Origin of the sequence: Streptomyces sporangiiformans (genome assembly GCF_005768555.2) — a bacterium.
GTDB lineage: Bacteria > Actinomycetota > Actinomycetes > Streptomycetales > Streptomycetaceae > Streptomyces > Streptomyces sporangiiformans.
The window spans coordinates 37,143-58,639 of the sequence record NZ_VCHX02000173.1; the positions used below are offsets into that span (position 1 = coordinate 37,143).

Sequence of the window (21,497 nt, forward strand, 5' to 3'; positions counted from 1 at the left end):
GGGAACCGGGTGGCCGACCGCCGGCACCGTGGACCCGGTGCCGGCGCGCCCCATCGCAGGGAACGGCACCTGACGTCATTTCACGCCATCGAGGTCGTCCGGCACCGAGGGCAGGCTGAGCAGCCCGTACCGGGCGGCCAGCACGCCCGCCTGGAACCGGCTCACCGCACCGACGTTGGACATCACGTCGGCGATGTGGCGGCGGCAGGTGCGCAGGGACAGGCCCAGTCGGCGGGCCACCTGCTCGTCCTTGGCCCCTTCGCTGAGCATGCGCAGGATAGCGAGCTTGGGGTCGGCCTCCGCGGGCCTCGCGAAGTCGGGGTGGCGCGTGGTGACGGCGGGGAACACCCATCCCTCCTCCCACACGTGCTCGAAGACCCGGACGAAGTGGTCCACGACGCGCTGCTCGCTGATCACCATGATCCTGGAGGGACCGTGGTCCATCAGCGCCAGCCGTCGGTCGATGATGAGGACCTCGCAGGGCAGCCTTTCCACGGTGCGTAGTTGGGCGCCCAGTCCGGCCGCAGTGTGGGCGTGGTCGCGCATCGCTCCGGAGGCGCGGGCGGTGTGGTGGTAGAGAGCGCGGAGGTGGACGCCGCGCTGCAGCAGATCGGTGTGGCGGCACAACTCCGCGATCGGATCGGCGGCGGGGCGGGCCGCCAGTAACTCCTTGGTGCACCGGGTCAGGTTGTCGTGCACAAGTCCGTCGGCCTGTCGTCCGGCGAGGATCTCCATCGTCGGGCTCCTGTTCAGTTTCCATGCCTGCGGAAGGCCTGCTGAGCCTGTTACCGCCTCGGCTTCTGAAGCATTGAGGTGGAGCACGAGAGGAAGCATGCCGGGCCCATGACTCCGAGCTCGGCCAGCCCTACCTCCGCGTGTCCTGACACCAGAAGCCCTATACCGTATTCTGTACTGCGGCCAATACCCTGCACGGCAGGCGTGGGCACCTACAAGGCTCTCAGAGGGAACTTCACAGAAGACACACTTGAAAGTCTAAGCATGTCGTTCATTATGTTGATCCGAGTGCGAAATATTGTTACTTCGTGGTGTCGCTCAGCAGGTCGAGGACGACGCGTTGTCCAGGTCGCCGAGGCCCTGTGCGTCGACCGCCGCGTGCGGGCGGGCGACTGTGGCGGACAACGGCAGCGTGAACCCTGCGGACCCGCCATCACAGCACCGCGACCGGGTTGACGGGCGAGCCCGTGCCGCCGGGGATGTTGAGCGGCGCAACGACCAGCAGGACCACCGGCGAGGGTCGTACGTCACTGTCACCGTCGCCGCCGAGCAGGGCGATCCCGCGCCGGGCCAGCAGCGGCATCACATCCACGTGGAGGCCGGCGCCGGAGCCGTCAGGGTTCCAGGCGCCGAGTGCGGCACGGCGGCGCATGTGCCCGGAGTGCAGCAGGACCGCGTCACCGTCCTCGATGGTCACACCGAGCGCCTTCTCGGCGGCGAGCACGTCCTGGGCGTGCACGGCCCCGTACCGGGCTCCAGCCAGTCGGCGCCCAGGACGGCCGGCAGGTCGAGGAGCACACCCTTGGTGACCAAGGGGCCGAGCGCACAGACCGCACCGAAGCGGGCGCCGCCCGCGTCGACGACCTCGCGGGCGGTGTGGCCGTCGTAGAGCTGCCCGCGGTAGGCGATGTGGGAGAGCGCGTCGAGGTGGCTGACGCCCTTGCCGTGGTAGTCCGCCGCGATGAAGTCCTTGTGACAGGAGGGCTCCGACGCCTCCACATCGCAGAGATCGGACATGTAGTGATAGGGCGGGTTTGCCGTTGTCAGGTCCCGGCATGGTGTTCCACGGCAGAGCCATCGGAACGGTGGCCCCGGTGCCCACCAGAGCGGTGGTGCGTCGCACGTGCTCGGGTGTGACCCGGTTCCAGGCGCCGCGGTCGGCCTGCTCCGGAGACCAGCGGCCCCAGGTGCGCACGGCGTCGAAGAGCGCGTCGAACTCCTCACGAGTGAGGGAGGGCCCGTCGTCCGGGGTGTTCCCGGGCGAGTCGGGGGCTGTGGGAGAGGACGGAGAGTCGAACGGGGTGCTGGTCATCTACTGCTCAGCGCTCCAAGGCTCGGATGGTGTTGTCGGCCGGCCGGCCGGACAGGCGCGGCACGGTCGAGAGGCCGTTCCCGGAGCCGCGGGGACCCAGGCACGTCTCGACGGCGAAGGGAACACCAACGACGTTGCCGTTCGGGATAGAGAAGAGACACTTACCAGTATGCTGAACTGCGAACAGAATGATGGGGGGAGATTATGGCGGGTGCAAGCGATCCAGGAGGTCTTGTCCCCGCGGTCACGCGGGCGGTGGCGATCCTCGACACGCTCGCCGCGGCGGAAGGCCGGCCCCTGTCGGTCAGCGAACTCGCCCGCGCCCTGGGTCTGCCGAAGTCCTCGACGGGGAACTTGTGCGCCTCGCTCGAGGCGGCGGGCATGATCGCACGTAACGGCACGGGCTTCGGTCTGGGCCGCAAACTGGCCGAGCTCGGCGGACGCTACCTCGCCACCGTCGATCAGCTGCGGGACTTCTACGAGTTGTGCCGGCGCAGCCGGTACGTCTCCCGGGAGACCGCGCGGGTCGCCGTACTGGACGGCCTCGATGTGCTCTACCTGGCACGCTACGACGGCACACAGCCGCTGCGGCTGACCGCGAACATCGGTGACCGCTTCCCCGCGAACTGCACGGCGACCGGCAAGGCCATCCTCTCTGCCCTGGACCCGGCGGTGGCCGAGGACCGGCTGCGCGGCCGCACCCTGCCCGCGCTCAGCGGACGGTCCCTCACCTCCGTCCCCGCGCTGCTCGCGGACCTGGAGCTGACCCGGCAGCGGGGGTACGCCGTTGACGACGAGGAGACCACGACGGGCATCCTCTGCCTGGCCGTGCCGGTCCAGGGCTTCCGCACCGACTCCGCACCCTTCGCGATCAGCGTCACCGTGCTCAAGGCGCGGCTCGACGACGAGTTCCGCGAGGCTCTGCTGAAAGACCTGCGCACCATCGCCGCCGGGCTGGAGAACCCCATGTTTCCCCAGGGGGCGCCCATCGACGCCGGATGATCCGGAGCCGGCGCACAGGAGTCACGGCTCGAAGGGTCACGGCGGCCGTACGGAACAAACTCCGTATGGCCGCCGAACTTTGACGCATGATTCACATTCAGACTATTGACCAGCAAGTCGAGTGGCGCACAGGATTCTGGTCTGAACTGCGGAGTAGCTCCCGGCCGCCAGATCTCTCGGAGAAGTCCGTGCATGACGCTTCCGACGACGACACCGCACCCCTCGTGAGCATCCGCGGCCTGCGTAAGCAGTTAGGCGGCACACTCGCCCTCGCCGATGTCGACCTCGACATCCGCGAGGGCAGCGTCCTGGCCCTGCTGGGACACAACGGTGCCGGAAAGTCCACCCTCATCAAGATCCTCGCCGGCGTCCACCGGGCCGACGAGGGCCGGATCACCGTGGCCGGCCATCCGCTCGGCAGTGAAGCGTCCGCCGCCGAGATGTCCTTCATCCATCAGGACCTCGGCCTGGTCGAGTGGATGACGGTCGCCGAGAACATCGCCCTGGGCACCGGCTATCCGCGACGCGCCGGACTCGTCTCCTGGCGGCAAGTCCGCGAACGCTGCACCGAGGCGCTCGGCATCATCGCCGGTCACCTCGACCCCGACGCGACGGTCGCCGACCTCACCCGCGCCGAACGCTCTCTCGTCGCCATCGCCCGCGCCCTGTCCACCGGGGCCCGGCTCATCGTCCTCGACGAACCCACCGCCAGCCTGCCCGCCGCCGACTGCGCCCGCCTCTTCGACGTACTGCACACCCTGCGCGACGGCGGCCACGGCATCGTCTACGTCAGCCACCGCCTCGACGAGGTTTACCGGGTCGCCGACCGCTTCGCCGTACTGCGTGACGGCCGGCTCATCAGCCGAGGCCGCCTCGCCGACCACGGCCCCGACCGGATGGTGCACGACATCGTGGGCCACGAGGCAGAGAGCCACCGACCGCAGTCCGCCGTCCGTAGCGGCAGCGCACCGGTACTGCGCCTCACCGGTGCCAGCACCGAAGGCGCAGGCACCGTCGACCTGGAGCTACGCGCGGGCGAAATACTGGGGATGGTCGGCCTGACCGGCGCCGGCCACTTGGACCTCGGCCGCGCCCTCGCCGGCGCCCAAGCGTTGACGGGCGGCGAAGTCCTGCTCGGCGGCGAGCCGTACCGCCCGACGTCCCCCGCCGCGGCCTTCGACGCGGGGCTGGGCTTCGTCACGAGCAACCGCCAGGAGGAGGGCTGCGCCCTCGAACTCACCGTGCGGGAGAACTTCCTGGCCAATCCGCGCGCCGACCACCACTCCCCGTGGCACTGGATCAGCCCGCGGCGGGAGCGGGCCCAAGCGGCTTCCCTGGTTGAGCGGTTCGATGTCCGCCCCGCCGACTCCGAGGCGCCGATCTCCACCCTCTCCGGCGGCAACCAGCAGAAGGTCATGATCGGCCGTTGGCTGCGGCTGAGCCGCCGCGTCGTAATCCTGGAGGAGCCGACCGCAGGGGTGGACGTCGGTGCCAAGGCCGAGATCTACCGCCTGCTCGACGGCGCGCTCGCCGAGGGACTCGCCGTCCTCCTTGTCTCCACCGATTTCGAGGAGGTCGCCCACGTGTGCGACCGCGCCCTGGTCTTCGTGCAGGGCGCCGTGGCCGCGGAGCTCAGCGGCGCCGCCCTCACCGTCACCGAACTCACCCACGCCGCGTCGGCCATGCCGGCGCCGACCGGAACGGCGGACACGTGATGGCCACCGGCACCGAACCCTCCCACCGACCCGGCCACCGCGAGCGGCGGTCCGCGCCCGGGCTCGGCTACGGCGCGGGCAGCGGCCGCCCGGCCCGAGGGCGCGGCCGGCTGGTCGGCACCTACGGGCTGCCCGTCCTCGCCCTCCTCCTCTTCCTGGTCTTCTCCCTTGCCCTGCCGGACACCTTCCCGACCCTGGACAACGCCTCCTCGATCCTGTCCAACCAGTCCATTCCGGCGATCCTCGCGCTCGGCGCGATGATCCCCATCGTCACCGGCAGGTTCGACCTCTCCGTCGGCTACGGCCTCGGTCTCGCCCATGTCGTGGCGATGCAGCTCATCGTCAACAACGGCTGGCCCTGGCCCCTCGCCTGTGTCATCGTCATCCTCAGCAGCGGCCTCGTCGGTGTCCTCAACGGACTGCTGGTCGAGTTCGCCAAGATCGACTCGTTCATCGCCACCCTCGGCACCGGCAGCGTGCTGTACGCGGCGACCGGCTGGATCACCGACGGCGCCCGGATCGTCCCCGGACCGCAGGGCCTCCCCCCGGCCTTCACCGACCTCTACACCTCCAAGTTCCTCGGCCTGCCCGTACCGGCGTTCTACGTCCTCGCCCTGGCCGCCGCCCTGTGGCTGCTGCTGGAACGGCTCCCGCTGGGCCGCTGTCTGTACGTCATCGGCTCCAACGCCCGCGCGGCCGACCTCGTCGGCATCCCCACGCGCCGCTACGGCATCTACGCCTTCGCGGGTTCCGGCCTCGTGGTCGGTTTCGCCGGCGTGCTGCTGGCCGCCCAGCAGGCCATCGGCAACCCCAGCGTCGGCATGGACTACCTGCTCCCCGCCTTCGTGGGCGCCCTGCTGGGCTCTACGTCGATCAAGCCCGGCCGCGCCAACGCCGCCGGAACCGTCGTCGCCGTAGCCGTCCTGGCCATAGGCCTCGCCGGCATCCAGCAATTCGGCGCCGACTTCTGGGCCACGCCCCTGTTCAACGGTGGCACGCTGCTCCTCGCGGTCGGCCTGGCAGGCTACTCCGCGCGGCGCAGGCTGCGCGCAGGGTCGACGGCGACCCGGCAGTCGCCGTCCGAAGCGGAGGCGAAGTCGACGCCCGAGACACCGACGCCTTAGATGCCAACACCCCGGACACGTCCCTCACTCCCCACGCGTTCCGCACCACTCGCACCCCACCCCAAACGGCCCGCAGCTCCTCCCCCCCCCCCCCCCGCCGCACATCCCCAAGGAACCGACCTGTGTCGTACCTCGCCACCCCCAAGGCAACCCTCACCGCCGTAGCCGCTCTGAGCCTGGTCACCGCGTCCGTCGCGGGCTGCACGCGAGGATCGGAGAGCGGTACCTCCGCCGCCGGCTCCTCGAAGGCAGGCTGCCCCGATGTCCTCGCCGATGCGAAGAAGGTGGTCTCCAGGGCCAAGGCCGTTGACGCCCCCTGGACCGGACCGACCACGGGGCCCGAGGCGGCTGTCGGCAAGACCATCGTCTACGTCGCCCAGAGCATGACCAACCCGGGAGTCGCGGGCGCCGCGGAAGGCGTCGAGAAGGCGGTCAAGGCCATCGGCTGGAAGGTCCGGGTCATCGACGGCCAGGGCACCCCTGGCGGCATCCAGGCCGCCGTCAGCCAGGCCGTCGCCGTCAAGCCCGACGGCATCGTCCTGTCCGGTTTCGACCCCAAGTCGACCGCCCAGCAGGTCGCCCAGGCCAACGCCGCCGGCATCCCTCTCATAGGCTGGCACGCCGTCGCCACGCCAGGCCCGAGCAAGGAACCGAAGCTCTTCACCAACATCACCACGAAGGTGGAAGCGGTCGCGGAGGTCAGCGCCGACTGGATCATCAGCCAGTCCAACGGGCGCGCGGGTGTAGTGGTCTTCACCGACGCCTCCATCCCGTTCGCCAAGGGGAAGTCGGACCTGATCGAAAAGGAACTCGCCACCTGCTCCGACATTGATGTCCTGGCCACCGCCAACATCCCCATCGCCGACGTCAGCAGCCGTACCCCGCAGGAGGTCTCCGCACTGATCTCCCGCTTCGGCAGCAAGTGGACGAACTCCGTCGCCATCAACGATCTCTACTTCGCCGACGCGGCCCCCGCCCTGCGCTCGGCCGGCAGGCAGGGCGACGGCGCGCCCTTCAACATCGGTGCCGGTGACGGCGACCCGTCCGCTTTCCAGCGCCTCAACAGCAAGCAGTACCAGGCCGCGACGGTGCCCGAACCGCTCTCAGAGCAGGGCTGGCAGATCGTCGACGAGTTCAACCGCGCCTTCGCCAACGAGCCCGCCAGCGGCTACATCGCCCCCGTCCACATCACGACGGCCGACAACAGCGGCGGCGGTACGTCCTGGGACCCGCAGGGCTACCGGGAGGCGTACCGGAAGATCTGGGGCAATTAGCCTCCGGCCGTCACACGGGGAACGGCCCAATCAGCCAGTCCTCGTCGAGGCGGACGAGCGAACTCCCCACGAGCACGTCTTTCCTCACCGGCATCCTCGCCACCGGACAGGAGGTCGGCGTCATCGTCGGCGCCGGGCCGGTGGGCTTGTCCGTGCAGGTGACAGTCACGCTGTTCCCGCCGCATGCCCGCCAGCCGCCGTACGCCCAAGGCGTCGCGCGGGAGAACCTGAAAATCCGACGACCTCCGGAGCCGTGTGCGCAGGTTCGAATCCTGCCGGGGGCACTCGAAAGATGGGAATGGACGCGTCGGCTTTGCCGGGCTTGTCCGCCCCGAGTGCCATGATCGGGTGCCAGCACTTCGGTGCGGGCGCCCGATTTTTTGTTCCATGGGTCCAGCTCGCGGGTGACGGACACCAGTCCGTCAATCAGGTACCCCGGGATCGTCACCCGCAGGGTCAGCTCCTCGCGGGGCCGGCTGTAGCGGACCTCCAGTCCGAAGGCGTTGTAGAGCCGCCGTTGGATCTCCTCCGGGACCAGGGCAAGGTCCACGTCGAGGTGCGGGAGCGCGTCGAGTAGGGCCGCGTGGTCGGCGGGATCTGCCGCCTGTTTCGGTGCTTGCAGCTGAGCCAGTTGCTCGGCGAGCTGTTTGCGCTGTGCGCCCAGCGTGGCGTGCTCCTGGCGGATCGCGTCACGGAACTGCTTCTCCTGATCCGGATCGAGATCGTCAGCCTCGTCGTCGCCGGCCGAAGCCGTCGGCGAGGGTGCGGATGAGGCGGGCCTGGCGCTGGCCGATGGCACTGATGGACCGCTCCAGAGCTGCGCGCTCCTTGGCGATGCGATCGCTGGCGTCATCCGCAGATCGATCGGCCTCGAGCGCGGCTGCGAGGTGGCTGCGCCGATCGGACCCGAAGATCCGATCGGCGAAGAAACGCGAGACGGACGCGATCAGGATCTCTTCGCGGATCCACAAGCTCTTGGGGTGGTGGGGAAACCACGGCTGATCACGATGTTGGTTCGCGTCGGGCTGGCAGGCGTAGTAAGCGATCTGGTGGCGCGTCTTGCCGAACATGCGGCGGTCACAGATGTCGCAGGAGATGTACGACCGCAGGACATAGGAGCGCTTGGTGGCCGGGTGAGCGTTGGGTCCGTGGGTGGTGCGGGAGCCCTGGCGCGTACGGCCCACAGTGGAGACGGTGTCGAACAGTCCCTTGGTGACGAGAGGCTCGTGCGTGGGTCGCGGAGACCACACCCATTCCTTCGGGTCGTTGTTGTAGCCGCCCTTCTTCGTCGAGCGGCGGTTCCAGACCTGGTAGCCCGTGTACTTGGGATTGCGCAGGATCTCTCGCACGGCGGATCCGCTCCAGCGCCCCAGGGCCACATCGGGGCGGGTCGGCTCCGGAGGCGGGTAGGCAACAAGGTCCAAGTTCAGACGATCGGCGATGCCGTCGTAACCGAGCTTGTCCAGCCCGCGGAGCTGGAAGATGTGGGTGACCGCTGAGGCCCGCAGCGGGTCGGGGATGAGCCGGTGCTTGGTACGGCCGTCGGCTCGGCGAGCGGGGACGGGGTGGGGCACCTTCTCCGCCATGTATCCGTAGGGCGGCTTGCCCACGTTCCAGCCCTGGGAGACATGCTCGATGAAGCCGTCCCAGGACAACTCCAGCATCTGGAGCACGTACCACTCGGAGACGGCCTGCTTGACGCGCCGGGTGAGGGTCGGTGTGGCGCGCTTGGCCCTGGGGCCGGTAACGATCGGCTCATCAGCAGCACACAGGGCGACTCCGGCTTGCTCCAGCTCGTACTCGATCTTTGTGCCGAAGTAGGTGCGGCGGGCGACGCGTTCGATCGACTCGCAGATGACGGCAGCGAAGCGGCGATCGGGACGCTGGGCCTCTTCAAGGAGATCGGCGACGCTACCGTCGCGCGGGATGGGGATCTTGAAGTTCTGGTGAGCCAGGGAGTTGCCCCGCTCGTGCAGCTCCTTGCGGCCGGACTCGACGTCGTAGAAGTGGGCGACGATCACCCAGCCGGGCGGCAGCGCGGCTCTGGCGTTGCGCAGCTGCCGGGGCAGCGACAGTGTCGGGTCCTGGGCATCCTCCGTGGAAGTCCGGCCGAGCCAGGCCACCGGGACGGTCACCGGAAGCGCCGCGGCGTCCGGGATGCCGTCGGTGGCCCAGGGGCGGCCGGGCACGGGAGGCGCCCAGGACGACCGGTGGGCGGGTGGGGTGTCGGGCATGTGGCGTCCCTCTCCCTTTGGTTATGTGCGGGGAGGCTCAGGGCCGGCCGATTGCAGCCTGTCCGCTTTCCGGTGGGGCGCTGTGGCGGGCGTACAGCCACTCCAGCACCTCCCGGATCGCGGCACCTTGGCGCTGGGCCAGCGCCTGAGCGTCCTCCCCGTCGACATCGACGTATTCCACGACCAGCCGCGGTCCCTCGGCTGAGCAGGGCTTTCCCGGGGTGCGGCTGGCGGTCGGCGTCCATGGACGCTCCGTCTCGGCCGTGTCGTCAAGGCCGGCGTCCGGCGTGTCGGTGAGAGGACGCGAGGGGTGGTTCAGGGTCGCTCCGGTGGCTACGGGGCCCAGCCCAGTTCTGATGCTGACGTCACGTAATAGAGATTCCGCGCGGCACATTTGACACCGTCTCAACCTCCGTCGGAATGGCAGGGTGCCGTATCCACCGTTCGTGATTCTTTGGCATCGAGCGCCGATCAGGAGCAACTCGCCGCAGGTAGAGGGGGAAACGTGCCAGTGGCGAGCCAACAGCGAGCCCCTCGGTTGGGCTTCGTCCCGATCGAGAAAGATTCCGGGTTGGGGTGCTGGGGCGGCTGCACCGCCCTCGACCGATCGATCGAGTGCGCCACTCCCCCAGACTCAGATCGGGCCACCGATCGGACTGGACTCCGATCGGCGGCGGGTATCCGGACATGGCCAACGCCTCGCCCGGCAGGCCATGCCACCGATACGCCGACACGAGCGCTATAGGCCGCGACAGCGGCCAGGTGGTACCGGGCGTGCGGCCAACGCTCCTCTCGTCACGCGCATGGGCCAGCCGTGCATTGAGATCTGCTGCGGCGTGCTGCCGGGTACCTGCGAACCATGAGACACCGATCAGTCATCCGCAACTGATCTCTCTACCGATCGGCAACACGCTCTCCCTGCCACCGTCTGCTCATGCCGCGCGATGGGGCGGCTTGGCTTCGCCAGTCGGCCGGATTGCTGTATCGGCAGTCGCCGAGGTCGTGCAATCCACATGCCACGGAACGGCGTCGAGCGGCCCGAGTATGTCGAGGAACGGCACATGCCGTGGCAGCATCGTCTCCTGCTCGTACGCGGCCAGGAAGTCGGCCGGGGAGCGTTCGCCGACCAGCTGAGCGGCAGCAGCGGTCAGGGCCTCGCCGCCGGATCCGTGCCAGCGGTCGATGTCGTAACGGAAGATCTCGCGCTCGCGGCACCAGTCGGCCAGCCACGCAAACCAGCTCGCTCCCGTGCGCTTGGTGACGCCGAAGGTCACATGCAGGCTCTTGCCGGAGCCGCTGCCGGTCCGAGTCGCCTGGTGCCAGTGGCCTCGGGGGATGTGCATGACGTCACCGGTCCGCATGACGCCGGACCAGATGATTTCATCGCTCGGGGTGTTGTTGGGGTCGGAGTCCCGGTACATCGGGACCTTGCGGGAGGCCGCGCGCACCTCCCACTCCTTATCACCCGCGAGCTGGACGATCACGACATCGTGGTCGTCCCAGTGCAGGGGGAAGCCGGCGGCATCGTTCGTCGTCAGGTACGCGTTGACCTGGACTCGCTCGCGGGACCACCACTGCAAGGCCCGGCACGCGACTTCCATCGTCGGATCGAAGACGTTGGCCTGGTCCAGGATCACCGTCGCGCCTTCCCGCAGGAGCCTGCCCACACTACGCATGTTGACCATGGGGATGCTCTGGCCCCGGGGACTGACGCTGTCGGTGTAGTAGATGGCCGGGTGGACCTCCTCGCCCTTCTGGAAGCATCGGAACTGCGGGCGGTTCAGGCTCCTGCGCATCGCGATGTCGAGCAGGCGGTTCGGAGTCATGATGCGGGAGACGAGTGCGGAGTCGCCCATGCTCCCCCGCACGAAGCCCTTGCCCAACTCCTCCGCGCCGCTCCATCCGAGCGCTGTCTCGATGGCGCTGATCAACCGGTGTTCCATCGCTGCGTCCTCCATGAGTTCGACCACGTGGTTCGGACACAGTGGGGGCCGGCACGGCCGACCGCGCCGGCCCCCACCGCTTGGTGCCTACTCGCTGTCGTGCAGGTTGCCGTCGCCGCCCGGCCACGGCGCGTCGCCGGAACTCCCGGCGTTGTCCGACCGGAGGCTGTCGTACCGGTCATGGACGGCCGTCAGCTCTTCCACCGCCACCAGGAGGTCACTCCGGGCCGGAGGCGGTGCCGTGCGCTCTGACACCTCGTGCTCCTTCCTCTTCGGTTCACCCGCCAGGGCTCCGGCGGGAGGTCGATGGCCGCCCCACAGCTGCGGGAAATGCGCATTGCCGGGGGTCGGCGGTCATTGGAGGTCGCGACGAGCTGCGGTCCTACACCCGCGACCGGGCAGGTCCGCTATTCATCGCCAAGGCGCCCGTGTCCTGGCGCATGTTGGTCTCCAGAACGCGCTGGCCCAGCTCGTACAGACACGCATGGCAGGCGAGAGGACCGCGTGCACTGGGCTCCCCTGTGACGGGGGCGATGTCGCGTCGGGTAGGCCGGAAGACCACATCGGGGTCAGGAAGCGGAGTCGCTCGTAACGCGTGCCGTCCCATCACTCGACCGCCAGACTAAGCGGCTCGGGCTCAGCTACGCCCTCGCCCTTCGGCCACAGTGCGAAAAGCCTGCGCAGAACGGCGGCTCGCATAGCAGGCGCCGCCGTGGGAAGCGCGATCTCCGCCCATACACGCTTCCCACGACCGGAGGGCTCCCAGTCAGACCGTGAAGCGAGAAGGTCGACCAGCGCCAGTCCGCGCCCGCTCTCGTCGTCGGCTTGAGGACAACTCATCTGCGGAGCCGAGGGATTGGCGTCGAGGACCTCGATCACCAGGTGACCGAGCCGGTAGTGCAGCGCCACGGTGACGGGCCCCTCCCCATGGACCACAGCGTTGGTGATGAGCTCGGATGCGACTAGGCGGACGGAGTCAGCTGTCTCCTCGTCCATCGGCACGCCCCACGCACGCACCTTGTCGACGACTATGCGCCGGGCGAGGGGCACCTCCCTTTCTGTACCCGCGAGGACGAACCGATGGACGAGCGTGGGCATGGCAGACGCCTCCGAAGAGCTGGAGAGCGGCTCCATCCCGACGGGGAAACGGGGACGGAGTCGCCGATCTGAGGAGCCGTTCCGGGAGCGGACGCCCTGGGCGTGCTCTGCGGACGGCTGATACTCAGTCAACGACCCCCGCACGCACGGCGGCACGTTTCTAGGGGGTTCCTCGTGGGGACACCCACCCCCGTACGCGGACACGCGGAGTAGTCTTCCCGCTACGCCGTGAGGGGATGACGGGAGTGATGACGTGCCTGGTGAACCGTTGGCAGTCCACCCGCTGAGCTTCCTCCGCCAGATGCGCGGATGGGGGAAGGCCGAGTTTGCCCGACTCATGCAGGCACACGGGAGGTCACTCGGAATCCCGCTCGCGACCAACCGGACGACCGTGTGGAAGTGGGAGCAGGGGCAGGAGCCGGACGCGGATGCCCAGCGCGTACTCGCCGACTTGCTGCGCGTCCCGTACGAGCAGGTGCGGGAGGAAGGATGGCCCCGGTGGCTTCCGGTCTGGGAGGTGACGGGGCTCGCCGCCCCGTGGACCGAGGCCGGTACCGTTGAGGCGTTGTCCGAACTCGTGGGGAGTGGCCGCATGGATCGCCGGGGCTTTCTCACCATCACCGGCGCCGCCCTGACGAGCCTCGCGGCGAGCTGGGTGGACGCGCCCTCCGCCTTCGCCTCGGCCCTCAACGGAGACCAAGTCACGGACGCGATGGTCTCGACGATCGAGCAGCGCATCAGCACCCTCCGCAGCCTCGACGACCAACTCGGAGGCGCCAGGCTCCTGGAGCAGGCACGCGGCGATCTCGCCCTGGTCACCGGTCTCCTGAGCGCCGGCCGGTACACAGACAAGGTGCGCGTCCGCCTCTACGCCCTGGCGGCCCGGGTGTCGCACCTGACCGGCTGGATGGCCTACGACGCAGGGCTGCGGTCCGCCGGCCAGCGGTACTACGTCGGAGCCCTGCGCAGCGCCCGCACCTCTGGGGACAACGCCTTCGGCGCCTTCATCCTCGCGGAGATGGGCGTTCACGTCTCCGAAGCCGGACGTACCGCCGAGCGAGTCGACCTCATCTCGACCGCCATCGACAACGCCCCTCGAACGCTGTCGCCGTACACCCAGTCCTTCCTCTACCTGCACAAGGCCGAGGCATTGTCGCACGACGGCGACCACCGGAAAGCCGGAACGGCGCTCAACCGTGCCGTGTCCCTCTGGGAGCGCCACGCGGCGGAGGAGAAAACGGACTGGCTCGACTGGTTCGGCGAGGCCCAGCTGAAGTCGACGGAGGGCAAGGTCCTGCTGCGCTCCGGGCAGGTGGAGCGCGCGACGGGTTCCCTGGAGACCTCCGTGAAGAGCGCGGCGCCTCGGGACAAGGCCGTACGGTCCAGTCGCTTGGCTGAGGCCCGGCTCGCCGGTGGCGACCTGGAAGGGGCGCTGGACGCCGCGAACTACGGCGCCGGACTCCTGGAGAACAGTGTCAGCTCCGTACGGGCTCTCGACCGCTTGAAGGAGTTCTCCGCCCGGCTCGAACCGCGCAACTCCGTCCCGGCTGTGCGTGAGTTCCGGGAGCGCCTTCAAGCTCTGCCCATGGCAGCCTGACAGGCACCTTCTCGAACTTCGAGGGCGAGCCCACCCCGCCGGAGTAGTCGGTCCGAATGCCAGGATGGACGGTATGACGACGATCGACGGTGAGGTCGCGGCTGGATTCGAACCGGTGCGTGAGGCGTTCGCGGCGAACTTCTCCCAGCACGGGGACATCGGCGCGGCGGTGTGCGTGTACCAGCACGGCCGACCGGTGGTGGATCTGTGGGGTGGCGTCGCCGACCCCAAGACCGATCGTCGGTGGACGCGGGACACGCTGCAACTGGTCTACTCGGCCACCAAGGGGGCGACCGCGACCGCGACACACATGCTGGTTGAGCGCGGTGCGCTGGACCTGGACGCGCCGGTGGCGAAGTACTGGCCGCAGTTTGCCGCGAACGGCAAGGCGGACATCCCGGTGCGCTGGCTGCTGTCCCACCAGGCAGGCTTGATCGCGCTGGACCAACCGGTTCCGTTGAACGAGGCGTTGGCCTGGCATCCGATGACGGCCGCACTGGCTGCTCAGCGCCCCCTGTGGACTCCGGGCACGGCGCACGGGTATCACGGTCGGACCTGGGGCTGGCTTGTCGGCGAGGTGATCCGCCGGGTTTCCGGCCGCATGCCGGGCCGCTTCTTCGCCGACGAGATCGCAACTCCCCTTGGGCTGGACTTCTTCATCGGATTGCCCGCGGGTGAACGCGACCGGGTCAGCCGCATGGTGTACCAGCGGCCCGAGGTCGACCTCACCACCGTGCCAGCCGAGTCGATTCCCGAGGATCTCCGCGAACTGGTTGCCGCTTGGCGCGACCCGAACTCGTTCAGCAACCGAGCGTATGCGGTCACCGACCCCGCCGAAATCGACTTCGCCTCGCCCGAGGTGCAGGCGGCGGAACTCCCGGCCTCCAACGGCGTCGGCACCGCACGCGGACTGGCGCGCATGTATGCCTCGCTGATCGGCGAGGTGGACGGTATGCGCCTGCTCACACCGGAAACCCTGGCGGTGGCAACCAGGGAGCAGGCCAGCGGAAAGGACCAGGTGATGCTGATCGCGAGCCGATTCAGCTCCGGGTACATGCTGCCTACTGAGACCAACCCGATGATCGGGCCAAGCTCTTTCGGCCACACCGGCCGAGGCGGCTCGCTGGGCTTCGCCGATCCGGAGCACGGCATTGCCTTCGGCTACGCGATGAACCACGTCATCGGAGGCCCCGGGGATGTGCGTGCGACGTTACTGGTCGAGGCAGTGCAAAGGTCTCTGGCGTAGACGGCAGTTACCCGAGGACCACATTTCCGCCCTGGCCATGTCCCGCCTTGCGCCACCCCGCAAGGTGCCATCGGCGGCCGTTGTGGTGCCCGTAACTGTGGCACTGTCCGGGCGGTCGGAGCCCACGGCGGCACTCCGCGGCAGGTCACCTCACGGCTGTCGTCCTTCGGTAGGAGGGGAAACGCTGACCAGCAGCGATGGTGTACATAGGCTCCATCGACGGCCCCATCCGACTCGAGTCAGCCGCCCGCCCCCAGCCCTCGACGGACCGTCGGCCGCCAACGCCCGCGGGCCTGCCGCGCCCCACCAGCACTGGGCTGGTGGGGCAAGCGGCCTGCGGGACCAGGGAGAGGCCTGAACCCTCTTGGATCACAAGGAAGTTGGAGACTTTACGAAGCCTCAGCCCCTGACGATAGCGACCGCGTCGTGACTGTGGATGCTCTCCAGGTTCCGGACCTCGACGGTGTGGCACAGTCCCCTGGCACGACACTCCGCGGAAACGGTGCGGGCCATGTCCTCGACGAAGACCGGGTGGTCGAAAGCCTGCATCGTGAGCACGCGCTCGTCCGGCCGCTTCACAAGCGGCACAATGGGTGCTGAACCGGCAGAGCGCAGGATGGCAACGGCCTCGTTCACCGACAACGGGTAGGGGTCGTCACCGTCACCCGTGACGCTGAGCGTGATCTCGCTGCGCTGGTTGTGCGCCCCGTAGTCAGAGATAGCCTTCGAGCACGGGCAAAGGCTCGTGACTTCAGCCCTCACCGTCGTAGCGACAGTGGCCTCACCGTCCGCCAACCGCCCCTCGATTGTGAGGTCGTGCACCTGCCAGGACCCCTTGCCGCTGGCCGGAGCCGTCACACGCTGGGCGAACGGCATGCTGATCCTTACGGTGATGGCCGGCGCATCGAGGAGAGTTGCACCCTCCTTCAGGACTCGCGGCATGTCCCGGGGATCCAGTGTTGCCAGTTCGTCCTGGACCAGGGCGACCATGCGGCTCATGTGCGTACCACGCCGATCGGCCTGGAGCCGTACCGTGACCGCAGCTTCGGCAATCCCATTCTGCCGAACGGCCCCGTCATCGAGGCAAGTTGGGAACCGGACGCCTGAGATACCGACTTCGTCGATCTCGATGCCGCGTGGATCATGCTCGTTCTGGATGTCGTGCACGTCATTCCCCCCGGTATGTGCAGCCAGAAGTGCAGGTCTCGCGGACAGTCACGGCCGACAGGGTGGGCAGGTCCCCCCCGAGCCTCTCCCAGATCCACTTGGCCAGGACCTCGCTGGTCGGGTTCTCCAACCCTTCGATCTCGTTGAGGTAGTAGTGGTCGAGTTGTGCCTCGATGGGCTTGAAGGCCCGCTTGACGTCCGCGAAGTCCATGACCCAGCCGGCCTCGGGGTCAACATCCCCCTCCACGTGGACGATGACCTTGTACGAGTGCCCGTGAAGCCGAGCACACTTGTGCCCCTCGGGAACGTTGGGCAGACGGTGTGCCGCTTCGAACGTGAACTCGCGAAAGATTTCCATTTACTGAATTCCCAGATACTTGTGCGTCTGGAGAGAGAGTGTCCAGCGCGGGTTCTTCATGCAGTACTCGACCGCCGCACGTGTGTTCTCGTCCCGGGCCGGACCATCCATGGGCTGCAGACGGAAGTGCCGGAAGTCGAGACCTTCGAACTGAGACGGGTCGCCGCCCACCTGCGGATAGACAAGTTTCAGTTCGTCGCCACTCGTGAGTACAAGGTCTGCGCCGATCTTCGGGCTCACGCAGATCCAGTCGATGCCCTCAGGGGCATGCCTGGTGCCATTGGTCTCCACAGCGATCTCGAAGCCGCGGTCGTGCAGCGCAGACACAGCCTCGCTGTCCAACTGAAGCAAGGGTTCCCCACCCGTGCAGACGACGAAGCGGTGTTCCTGGGCCTGAGAGGGCCAGGTCGCTCCCACCGCGTCGGCAAGTGCCTCGGCCGTGGGGAAACGCCCGCCGCCCTCGCCATCCGTGCCCACGAAGTCCGTGTCGCAGAACTGGCAGATCGCTCTTGCTCTGTCCTTTTCGCGACCGGTCCAGAGGTTGCAGCGCGAGAAGCGGCAGAAGACGGCCGGCCGACCCGCGTGGGCCCCCTCTCCTTGGAGCGTGTAGAAGATCTCTTTGACCAGATAGGTCATGCTCACGCTTCCTGGTACCGGACGGGGTCGGTCACACCGGCCTCGGCAAAGCCCTTCAGGCGGAGCAGGCAGGTGTCACACTTCCCGCAGGCTCGCCCCTGCTCGTCCGGGTCGTAGCAGCTCGACGTAAGGGAGTAGTCGACACCGAGTCGCAGCCCTTCGCGCACGATGTCCGCCTTCGACATGGCGATCAGCGGCGAGTGGATCTTGAGCTCCTGGGTTCCCTCGACGCCCGCGCGGGTGGCAAGGTTGGCCATCTTGGCGTAGGCGTCCATGTACTCCGGACGGCAGTCCGGATACCCGCTGTAGTCGACCGCGGTCACGCCTGTGAAGATGTCGCTGGCGCCCACGACCTCAGCGTAGGCAAGGGCGAAGGAGAGGAAGATCGTGTTGCGGGCCGGTACGTAGGTGACGGGGATCGACTCCTCGACCTCGTCCACGTTCTCCCGCTTAGGGACCTCGATGTCGGACGTCAGCGCGGAGCCACCGAACACTCGGAGATCGATGTCCGCGATCACGTGCCGAGCGACGCCCTGCGCCTCGGCCACCCGCTTCGCAGCTTCAAGTTCGATGCTGTGCCTCTGGCCGTACCGAAAGCTGAGGGCATACGGGGTGAAGCCCTGGCCCTTGGCGATGGCGAGCACGGTGGTGGAGTCCAGCCCCCCGCTCAGCAACACAATCGCGGAACGATCCATGCTCATACTCCCCTTGTAGTTAGCACCGTGGCGGCGCTTGATCTATAACCCACTAACTAGACGCTACAGTAACCCTGACCAGATCCGAGTTACCGAGTCCCGGGAGTCCCCACGGTGAGCCAACTTTCCATCGTGGTGACGTGCACCGATCGCAAGGCATCGCCTCCGGCCGAACGGCTGCGCGTACGGAACCTGCCTCAGGGTGACGTGGCCGAGCGGGTCGCCGAGTGGGGGCGGCGCCTCGACACAGCCGCAGATCCTCGCCCCCTGACGGAGCTCTACAAGGGCGACCACTGGGTTCGCTCTCTGCGGCTGCCCGCCAGCGCAGCACAGGCCGGCTTCACCGCCGAACTGTGGGTCGCTTCAGCCGGACTGGGGCTGCAACCAGTATCAGCCTCCGCTCCTGCCTATGCAGCCACTTTCACTTCTCGGCACGAGGATTCGGTGGGCGGCACCTTCGACGAACGCGGCACCTGGTGGCACCACCTCCAGGAGGAACGTGGCGCCTCCCGGTTGACGGACCTCGCCTGCAAGGGTCCGATACTCCTCGTCCTCTCCGAGGTGTACGCCGCTGCCATAGAGACGGAACTGCAGGCGCTAGCCGCCATAGGCGGCGAGGCGCTCCTCATCGGTGGCGCGCGTGATCTTCCAGGCCTGACACGGCTCCCCGCTGACGGCTCGCTGCGTAGCGCGCTCGGAGGGACCCTCACCAGCCTCAATGTGCGGATGGCTGCCTGGTGGCTCGAGCACTGCTCGGGTGCTCGCCTCACTCAGCCCGACACAAGTGCGGCATGGAACGACTGGGTCGCACAGGCATCCAAGAAGGAGCGCTACCACCGCGCTCCGATGACCGACGAGAGGGTCATCTCCTTCATCCGGGAGAGCGTTGCCCAAAATCCCGTCCACTCGCGCACCCGTCTGCTACGCATGTTGCGGGATCAGGGGCTGGCCTGCGAACAGAAGCGCTTCGCCGATCTCTACGCCGCAACGGTGGGGAAGAACCAATGACTGCACATGTTCTTAAGCGACGCGCTCTCCGCGTCGAGCAACATCCCACCATTCCGCTGTACATGTTCGCGCTTGCTGCCGAAGAGGTCAGCCAGGTCGCAGATGTCGCCAGGATCTCCCGAGACGAAGCCGGGCGATTGATCGGCTACCAGCGTCCCGAAAAGAAGCAGCACGTCCGGCAGATTCTTGAGTACCTGGACCGCGATGAGGTCCTCTTCCCCAACGGGTTGATCCTCGCTCTACCTAACACCGTTCGTTTCCGGTCAAGTCCCGGTCCGGCGAGTTCGGACGGGCTGTGCACCAGCGGCACTCTGGAGATCCCCCTTCCGGATACTCCGGACGGTCCCCGGCCCGCGTGGATCGTGGACGGCCAGCAGCGCAGCCTCGCGCTGGCGCGTACACGCAACTCCCGTCTGGCGGTAACGGTTGCGGCGTTCGTTGCAGAGGATCTTGAGACCCAGCGTGACCAGTTCCTGCGGGTGAACACCGTCTCCCCCTTGCCGACGAACCTCGTCTCCGAGTTGCTGCCCGAGGTCGGGACAGCACTGCCCACGAAGCTCTCGGCACGCAAACTGCCTTCGGCCCTCGTAGAAGCACTGAACCAGGACAGGGACTCCCCTTTCCGCGGACTGATTCGTCGCGCTTCTACTGCTGCCAAGCAGAAGACTTCCACGGTCGTCGCAGACAACAGCCTGATGCTGGCCATCCAGGAGTCACTGAACCTGCCGGCTGGGGTCTTCTCCCCGTACAAGAACCTAACCAACGGCACGGTGGACACAGCAACGATCCGCTCCATCCTTGTCACCTACTGGTCGGCGGTTCGCGAGACCTTCCCGGACGCCTGGGGGCTGCCTCCGACCAAGAGCCGCCTGATGCACGGCGTGGGGATCAGATCAATGGGACGCCTGATGGATCGAGTGATGATGAACATCTCCCCTTCATCTCCCTTGGCGGTGAAGGAGGCAAAAGCTGAGCTCGAACTGATCGAGCCGCATTGCCGCTGGACGCGTGGGCGCTGGCCAGACCTGAACATCCCCTGGAATGAACTCCAGAACAACCCTCGCCACATCAGCACTCTCTCAAACTTCCTCCTCCGCACTTACGTACAGGAAAAGGCGAACGCCTCTTGAAATTCTATTTTCCTGACAGTCAGGACCTGGTCAGCCCGACCTATGACTTCATCAACGATGAATACTCTCCGTACCGGGTGCGCCAGCGCGATGACGTCTACGCCCACGAGATCGTCACGCCCATTCCGTACGACGGAATCCTGGTGAGCAAGGCCATCATTGATGGCTCGGTCAAGGGTGCTGGGAAGTACTCCACTCCGCAACGCGAACGCTTGTACCGCCTGGGTGTCCGCCAATTTTTCCGGTTGAACGAGGACATGGAGACCCTGGGCGACTGCGGGGCCTTTAACTACATCAACGAGGAAATCCCGCCCTACACCGTCGACGAAGTGGTCAGCTTCTACGAGACGTGCGGCTTCGATGCGGGCGTGAGCATCGACCACATCATCTTCGGCTACATCCCCAGCGGCTCCAGCCAGGAACCCGACCCTGCCTGGGTCAAGCGGCAGGAGATCTCACTCCGGCTGGCGCAAGAGTTCCTCGACGAGACACGACGGCGCGGAGAGAAGTTCCAGCCCGTCGGTGCAGCCCAGGGATGGGGCCCGCAGAGCTACGCACACAGCGTCGCCAAGTTGCAGGAGATGGGGTACCAGCGCATCGCCCTTGGAGGCATGGTCCCCCTCAAGTCACACGAGATCCTCGCATGCCTCGAGGCCATCTCAGAGGTCCACCGGAGGGGCGTGGACCTTCATCTCCTGGGTGTCAACCGCGTTGAAAGCATGGAACAGTTCGCTCGGCTGGGCGTGACGAGTTTCGACAGCACTTCAGCGTTTCGCCAGGCCTTCATGGACGACCGGAATAACTACCACACGGCGACCGACTCCTACACCGCGATCCGGGTCCCGCAGGTGGACGGTAATCCAGCCCTCAAGCGCATGATTCTCTCCGGAACGGTCTCACAGGCCGATGCCATCGCCGGCGAGCGCGCATGCCTTCGCGCCCTGCGGGGCTATGGCAATGGGAACGTAAGCGTCGAAGAAGTCCTTACCGCCATAAAGGAATACGAAGCTCTCATCCTCGGTCCGAAGAAGAAGAGCTACCTCTCTGCCTACGAGCGCACGCTGCGCGGGGCCCCTTGGAAGGACTGCCCTTGCGCCCTTTGTCGAGAGCACGGCGTCGAGATCGCCATTTTCCGCGGAACCGAGCGCAACAAGCGCCGCGGCTTCCACAACCTGTCCATACTCGAGACAAAAATGCGCTCGCTCAACTTCGCCTGACAAAAG

General features: G+C 67.4%; 18 protein-coding genes and 2 pseudogenes. 9 read left to right on the top strand and 11 right to left on the bottom strand.

Annotated features, from left to right (window positions below):
* Positions 1 to 75: 75 nt before the first annotated feature.
* Positions 76 to 735, bottom strand: coding sequence for a helix-turn-helix transcriptional regulator (locus FGD71_RS30130; protein ID WP_162931263.1), 660 nt, complete (start codon positions 733 to 735; stop codon positions 76 to 78).
* A 433-nt stretch (positions 736 to 1,168) separates the two neighbouring features.
* A pseudogene (locus tag FGD71_RS30135) lies at positions 1,169 to 2,047 on the bottom strand (cyclase family protein).
* Positions 2,048 to 2,251: 204 nt separating this feature from the next.
* Between FGD71_RS30135 and FGD71_RS30140 the strand changes: the two are divergent.
* From FGD71_RS30140 to FGD71_RS30155, 4 genes are all read left to right on the top strand, one after another.
* Positions 2,252 to 3,049 carry an IclR family transcriptional regulator gene (locus tag FGD71_RS30140; RefSeq protein WP_119103705.1) on the top strand — a complete coding sequence of 266 codons (798 nt, stop codon included), beginning with the start codon at positions 2,252 to 2,254 and terminating at the stop codon, positions 3,047 to 3,049.
* A 188-nt stretch (positions 3,050 to 3,237) separates the two neighbouring features.
* Entirely contained in the window at positions 3,238 to 4,764 is a 1,527-nt protein-coding gene (locus tag FGD71_RS30145) for a sugar ABC transporter ATP-binding protein (protein WP_240436842.1), read from the top strand.
* Complete coding sequence (locus tag FGD71_RS30150; RefSeq protein ID WP_119103707.1) at positions 4,764 to 5,888, top strand: ABC transporter permease; 1,125 nt, start codon at positions 4,764 to 4,766, stop codon at positions 5,886 to 5,888. Before FGD71_RS30145 ends, FGD71_RS30150 begins: the two co-directional genes overlap by 1 nt.
* A gap of 122 nt (positions 5,889 to 6,010) precedes the next feature.
* Positions 6,011 to 7,162 (top strand): substrate-binding domain-containing protein, encoded by a 1,152-nt coding sequence (locus FGD71_RS30155; protein WP_119103708.1) that lies wholly within the window; start codon positions 6,011 to 6,013, stop codon positions 7,160 to 7,162.
* Between the two features lie 725 nt (positions 7,163 to 7,887).
* On the opposite strand, the gene FGD71_RS30160 is transcribed toward FGD71_RS30155, so the two are convergent.
* The 5 genes and pseudogenes from FGD71_RS30160 to FGD71_RS47580 form a co-directional block, all read right to left on the bottom strand.
* Positions 7,888 to 9,396: a recombinase family protein gene (locus FGD71_RS30160; RefSeq protein WP_181359306.1), complete on the bottom strand. Its 1,509-nt coding sequence runs from the start codon at positions 9,394 to 9,396 to the stop codon at positions 7,888 to 7,890.
* A 37-nt stretch (positions 9,397 to 9,433) separates the two neighbouring features.
* Entirely contained in the window at positions 9,434 to 9,577 is a 144-nt protein-coding gene (locus FGD71_RS47570; RefSeq protein WP_162931264.1) for a hypothetical protein, read from the bottom strand.
* Between the two features lie 817 nt (positions 9,578 to 10,394).
* A pseudogene (locus tag FGD71_RS30165) lies at positions 10,395 to 11,339 on the bottom strand (JmjC domain-containing protein); the annotation flags it as partial.
* A gap of 87 nt (positions 11,340 to 11,426) precedes the next feature.
* A complete protein-coding gene (locus tag FGD71_RS47575) occupies positions 11,427 to 11,594 on the bottom strand; it encodes a hypothetical protein (RefSeq protein WP_162931265.1) in 168 nt (55 codons plus the stop codon).
* 351 nt (positions 11,595 to 11,945) lie between these two features.
* Positions 11,946 to 12,437 (bottom strand): ATP-binding protein, encoded by a 492-nt coding sequence (locus FGD71_RS47580; protein WP_240436843.1) that lies wholly within the window; start codon positions 12,435 to 12,437, stop codon positions 11,946 to 11,948.
* Between the two features lie 253 nt (positions 12,438 to 12,690).
* Here FGD71_RS47580 and FGD71_RS30180 point away from each other — a divergent pair, with 253 nt between their 5' ends.
* Both FGD71_RS30180 and FGD71_RS30185 read left to right on the top strand, forming a co-directional pair.
* Positions 12,691 to 14,034, top strand: a complete 1,344-nt coding sequence (locus FGD71_RS30180; protein ID WP_119103710.1) for an NsdA family TPR-like regulatory protein — start codon at positions 12,691 to 12,693, stop codon at positions 14,032 to 14,034.
* 73 nt (positions 14,035 to 14,107) lie between these two features.
* Positions 14,108 to 15,280 (top strand): serine hydrolase domain-containing protein, encoded by a 1,173-nt coding sequence (locus tag FGD71_RS30185; protein ID WP_119103711.1) that lies wholly within the window; start codon positions 14,108 to 14,110, stop codon positions 15,278 to 15,280.
* A 399-nt stretch (positions 15,281 to 15,679) separates the two neighbouring features.
* Here the strand turns inward: FGD71_RS30185 and FGD71_RS30190 are convergent, their stop codons facing one another.
* Genes FGD71_RS30190 through queC form a run of 4 tightly spaced genes read right to left on the bottom strand, consistent with a single transcriptional unit; the run spans position 15,680 to position 18,136 of the window.
* On the bottom strand, positions 15,680 to 16,447 hold the full coding sequence (locus FGD71_RS30190; protein WP_119103712.1) for a GTP cyclohydrolase I FolE2: 768 nt from the start codon (positions 16,445 to 16,447) through the stop codon (positions 15,680 to 15,682).
* A 1-nt stretch (position 16,448) separates the two neighbouring features.
* Positions 16,449 to 16,805 (bottom strand): 6-carboxytetrahydropterin synthase QueD, encoded by a 357-nt coding sequence (gene queD, locus FGD71_RS30195; protein WP_119103713.1) that lies wholly within the window; start codon positions 16,803 to 16,805, stop codon positions 16,449 to 16,451.
* Positions 16,806 to 17,441: a 7-carboxy-7-deazaguanine synthase gene (gene queE, locus FGD71_RS30200; protein ID WP_119103714.1), complete on the bottom strand. Its 636-nt coding sequence runs from the start codon at positions 17,439 to 17,441 to the stop codon at positions 16,806 to 16,808.
* A 2-nt stretch (positions 17,442 to 17,443) separates the two neighbouring features.
* On the bottom strand, positions 17,444 to 18,136 hold the full coding sequence (queC, locus tag FGD71_RS30205; RefSeq protein WP_119103715.1) for a 7-cyano-7-deazaguanine synthase QueC: 693 nt from the start codon (positions 18,134 to 18,136) through the stop codon (positions 17,444 to 17,446).
* Between the two features lie 114 nt (positions 18,137 to 18,250).
* Between queC and FGD71_RS30210 the strand changes: the two genes are divergently transcribed.
* The 3 genes from FGD71_RS30210 to dpdA are packed head-to-tail and all read left to right on the top strand — an operon-like array spanning position 18,251 to position 21,491.
* Positions 18,251 to 19,144, top strand: coding sequence for a hypothetical protein (locus FGD71_RS30210; RefSeq protein ID WP_119103716.1), 894 nt, complete (start codon positions 18,251 to 18,253; stop codon positions 19,142 to 19,144).
* Positions 19,141 to 20,274 (top strand): DGQHR domain-containing protein DpdB, encoded by a 1,134-nt coding sequence (gene dbpB, locus FGD71_RS30215; RefSeq protein ID WP_119103717.1) that lies wholly within the window; start codon positions 19,141 to 19,143, stop codon positions 20,272 to 20,274. The genes FGD71_RS30210 and dbpB overlap by 4 nt, the downstream gene beginning before the upstream one ends.
* Positions 20,271 to 21,491 carry a tRNA-guanine transglycosylase DpdA gene (gene dpdA, locus FGD71_RS30220; RefSeq protein ID WP_119103718.1) on the top strand — a complete coding sequence of 407 codons (1,221 nt, stop codon included), beginning with the start codon at positions 20,271 to 20,273 and terminating at the stop codon, positions 21,489 to 21,491. Before dbpB ends, dpdA begins: the two co-directional genes overlap by 4 nt.
* The last annotated feature ends 6 nt before the right edge of the window (positions 21,492 to 21,497 follow it).